Consider the following 619-nt stretch of genomic DNA (forward strand, 5'->3'; position numbering starts at 1 on the left):
GATCCACCTGTTCATTCAAACTTCTACTAACATCGAACAACGACTTAAGCTTGTTCTTCAAACAATTTAACAAGAAGAGAACTATACTATTGTCCATTTCTTTATACCTAATAACATACGTGCTCAGCTCATTGTAAGCCAATATCATAAGTACTTCAACAATTATTTTAAATTAACAATGTTTTATACCAAACATTCACTATTGGAAAAAAATGGAACAAGTTATAAATTTGCTTAACTCTCCAAATTAGAGGGAAAAAGAGCTCTTTTTCATTTGTTCTACTACCAATGAAACTTGGTATGAAACAGCTATATGCAGGTTTGCTGTAAAACTTCAGCAGTTTTCCACTCCTTTAAAGCATCATGCTCTTATAATAGTGATATCAAATATAGGTCTTAACTATTTTCATCTCAAGACCTTCTGCAAAAGGTGATTGAAAAAGTGATGTAAGAGAGGTAGAAGAAGAATAAGCAGATCGATCCACCTGTTCATTCAAACTTCTACTAACATCGAACAACGACTTAAGCTTGTTCTTCAAACAATTTAACAAGAAGAGAACTATACTATTGTCCATTTCTTTATACCTAATAACATACGTGCTCAGCTCATTGTAAGCCA

Annotated in this window: 1 protein-coding gene; it reads right to left on the minus strand. The window is 32.5% G+C overall.

Going from position 1 to position 619, the window contains the following annotated elements; genetic code table 11:
* Positions 1 to 383: 383 nt before the first annotated feature.
* Positions 384 to 619 (minus strand): hypothetical protein (locus ACJ5GX_RS02950; RefSeq protein ID WP_495292686.1); only part of this gene is annotated, 236 nt, incomplete at its 5' end.

It is taken from the genome of Wolbachia endosymbiont of Tuta absoluta (genome assembly GCF_059414725.1).